6 protein-coding genes are annotated in these 3300 nt (G+C 71.5%); all 6 read left to right on the top strand.

Annotated elements, in window-relative coordinates; all coding sequences use genetic code 11:
- A partial coding sequence (locus I0Q12_RS33380) for a glycosyltransferase (protein ID WP_231611085.1) occupies nt 1–252 on the top strand: 252 nt, incomplete at its 5' end.
- A 43-nt stretch (nt 253–295) separates the two neighbouring features.
- On the top strand, nt 296–685 hold the full coding sequence (locus I0Q12_RS20495) for a polyketide cyclase / dehydrase and lipid transport (protein ID WP_197254085.1): 390 nt from the start codon (nt 296–298) through the stop codon (nt 683–685).
- 98 nt (nt 686–783) lie between these two features.
- Nucleotides 784–1221, top strand: coding sequence for an SRPBCC family protein (locus I0Q12_RS20500; protein ID WP_197254087.1), 438 nt, complete (start codon nt 784–786; stop codon nt 1219–1221).
- Between the two features lie 35 nt (nt 1222–1256).
- Nucleotides 1257–2456, top strand: coding sequence for an ArsA-related P-loop ATPase (locus I0Q12_RS20505; protein ID WP_307846376.1), 1200 nt, complete (start codon nt 1257–1259; stop codon nt 2454–2456).
- Nucleotides 2453–2881 (top strand): hypothetical protein, encoded by a 429-nt coding sequence (locus I0Q12_RS20510; protein ID WP_197254088.1) that lies wholly within the window; start codon nt 2453–2455, stop codon nt 2879–2881. The genes I0Q12_RS20505 and I0Q12_RS20510 overlap by 4 nt, the downstream gene beginning before the upstream one ends.
- 17 nt (nt 2882–2898) lie before the next feature.
- A partial coding sequence (locus I0Q12_RS33385) for an ROK family protein (protein WP_231611086.1) occupies nt 2899–3300 on the top strand: 402 nt, incomplete at its 3' end.

Genomic DNA, 3300 nt, shown 5'->3' on the forward strand with positions numbered 1-3300 from the left:
TACCTCGAGGCGTCCGCGACCGGCGTCCCGGTCGTGGCCGGACGATCCGGCGGCGCACCCGAGACCGTGCAGGAGGGAAAGACCGGGCGGGTCGTCGACGGCACGAACGTCGCGCAGATCGCGGACACCATCGCCGATGTGCTCGCCGACCGTGACCGCGCCGCCGCGATGGGCGCCGCGGGCCGCGCCTGGGTCGGCGCCGAATGGCGCTGGGACACCCTCGGCGCGAAGCTGCGCAAGATCCTGAGCTGACCCCGCATCGAGCCGACCACCGCCGTATGTGAAGCTGTCCCCCGTGAGCAGCATTCAGGTGTCGGACCAGACCTTCATCGCCGCGCCGCCCGAGCGCATCGCCGCGGCCGTCGCGCGGCGCGACCGATGGCGTGTGTGGTGGCCCGATCTGGCCCTCACGGTCCGGGAAGACCGCGGCGAGAAGGGAATTCGCTGGGCGGTCACCGGTCCGCTGAACGGGACCATGGAGGTGTGGCTCGAGGAGATGCTCGACGGCGCCGTCGTCCACTACTTCCTGCACTGCGAACCGACCGGTGTCGCGCCGGAACGGGTCGGCATGCTCGACCTCGCGAAGCTGAACCGGGAACGGCGGGTTGCGGGAAAGAAGATGACCTTCGAGATCAAGCAGCAGCTCGAGGCCGGCCGGCCCGCGGGGGAGCCTCCGCAGTACTGACGATCGGCCGGTGACGGCAGCGACCGTTACGGTGTGGGGACAGACAACCGTCCCGGGGATGTGGCCGGGCGGAACAGACGGAAAGGAAGCGTCATCGCATGGCCGAGAAGACCAAGCGGTCGATCACCATCGCTGCTCCGGCCGATCGGGTGATGTCCGTGATCGCGGATTTCGACGAGTACCCGACCTGGGTGGAAGCGGCGAAGTCGGTGGAGGTGCTCGACAGGTTTCCGGACGGTCGTGCCGAGCGTGTCCGGTTCGTGCTCGACGCGGGCATCGTGAAGGACACCTACGTGCTGCGCTACGTGTGGGCGGCGGACGGCCGTTCGGTCAGCTGGGAACTCGAATCCGGTGAGATCCAGAAGGCGCAGTCCGGGACGTACGCGCTGTCCGACGCTCCGGGCGGCGGCACCACCGTCGACTACGAACTGACCGTGGATCTGACGATCCCGATGATCGGCCTGTTCAAGCGCAAGGCCGAGAAGGTGATCACCGACACCGCGCTCAAGGAACTCAAGAAGCAGGTCGAGGGCTGAGCGAGAACGAGGGCACCGCCGAGACCCGCCTGCGGCTGTTCGTCGGCAAGGGCGGCGCCGGAACCAGCACGGTGGCCGCCGCCACCGCAGTCGCGGCCGCGAGCCCGCAGCACCCGGTGCTGCTGGTGTCGCTGGATCAGGCGTCGTCGCTGTCCGACCTGTTCGGTCTCGACCGTGCGCCCGGCGCCGTCCGGTCCGTCGCCGACGGACTCGACATCCTCGAGATCGACTCGCTCGCCCTGCTCGAACAGCGCTTCGCGGCGTTGGCGAGGCTCCTCGCGGCCGCAGGGGGCGGACACGAGCACGCCGCGGGGTTCGCGCTGCCCGCGCGGGAGGAGATCACCGGTGTGCCCGGCCTGCAGGAGGTTTTCGCCCTCCACGAGATCGCCCGCCTGACCTCGGACGGCCGACGGCACACGGTCGTCGTCGACTGCCCGTCGGGGGCCGCGGCGTTCGGCACGCTGGCCGCGCCCCGCATGGCCGCCGACTACGTCGAACGGATCTGGCCGCGGCACAGCCGGATCGAGGCTGCCACCGGACCGGACCTGCGGCTCGGATTCGTCGTGGCGCTGTTCGACCGGATGATGGACCGGCTCGGGGAGATCACGGATCTGCTCGCGGATCGGCGGCGCACGTCGGTGACCCTCGTCGGCACCGCCGACCGTGTCTCGGCCGCCGAACTGCGCCGGCTCCGCTCGTGGACGGCGCTGTCCGGGCTGCGCCTCGACGGTGTGATCGTCAACGGCCTCGTGCCCGACTTCGGTGCCGGCACCGGACCGGCCGCGGACTGGCTCGCCGCGCAGCGCAGGACGCAACGGTCGGTGCTCGACGACATCGTCTCCTCGGTCGGTGACGTGCCGGTCCTCGAATGTGAGCGGCAGGCCTCGGAACCGGTAGGGTTGGCGTCTCTGGGGGCGTTTGCCCGGGCGCTCTACCGGGACGATCGGGATGTTCGGGAGCCGGCGGCCGCCGACACGACCCCGATCCGGGTCCAACACGAATCGGGGACAGGGGTGGATTCGGTGTACACGATGCGGATGCATCTGCCGCTGGCAGATCCGGCGACCTTGACCCTGGGCCGGGTCGACGACGACCTCGTGGTCGGCGCGGACGGGATCCGCCGTCGCGTCCGGCTGGCATCGGGTCTGCGGCGCTGCACGGTCTCCGGTGCCGAGTTCGACGGCGGCGACCTGGTGGTGCGATTCGTTCCGGATCCGGCGGTGTGGCCGCAGTGAGCTCCGAACACGACGCCCTCGTCGCCGAACTGCGGCTGCTCGCCGAGGCCGTTCTCGACCGTGTCGACCGTGCCGTCCAGCAGTACGCGGCCGCGCAGCCTCCCGCACCGGCGGATGCCGGGCCGGGGGACACAGCGGCCGACGCCGTCCCCTCCGGCACGCCGACCCCCGCACCCTCCGCGGGCTGCTCGTGGTGCCCGGTGTGCGCCGCCGCCGCCCTGCTGCGCGGCGAACCCCACGAACTGCTCACCCGGCTGGCCACCCAGATCGCCGCGCTCATCGCGCTGATCCGCGAACTGCTCGCCCGCTACCTCCCGCCGCCGACCGGCCCTGCGGGTTCCGGCGGTCCGGAGCCGACTCCGCCGCCGGAGCCGACCGACCGGAACGGTGGGTTCGTGTCCATTCCGGTCACGATCCGCCCCTGATCCGCGCGGGAACCGAGATGACTGAACCGGAACGGCTGACGATCGGCATCGACGTCGGCGGCACCAGCATCCGCGCCGCGGTAGTCGACGGCACGGGCACGATCGTCGATTCGGTGCGCGCGGCGACCCCGGCGTCGGCCGGCGCCCTCGAAGACGCGCTCGAGGAGACCGTCCGGTACCTGTCCGAACGCAACGATGTCGCCGCGGTGGGGCTGGCCGTCGCCGGATTCCTCGCGGTCGACCGTCGCACTGTGCTGTTCGCGCCCCACCTGGCCTGGGTGGACGCGCCGGTCGCGCAGCGGTTCACCGACCGGTTCGCGATGCCCGTCGTCCTCGAACACGACGCGAACGCCGCAGCGTGGGCCGAATATCGGTTCGGGGCCGCCGCCGGTGCGCACACCGTGGTCCTCGTCGCGCTG

The organism is Rhodococcus sp. CX (genome assembly GCF_015865005.1).
Taxonomy (GTDB): Bacteria; Actinomycetota; Actinomycetes; order Mycobacteriales; family Mycobacteriaceae; genus Rhodococcus.

What these genes read in the sequence shown, in the direction of transcription:
- I0Q12_RS20500 (WP_197254087.1), top strand. Translation starts at nt 784, where the DNA reads ATGGCCGAGAAGACCAAGCGGTCGATCACCATCGCTGCTCCGGCCGAT.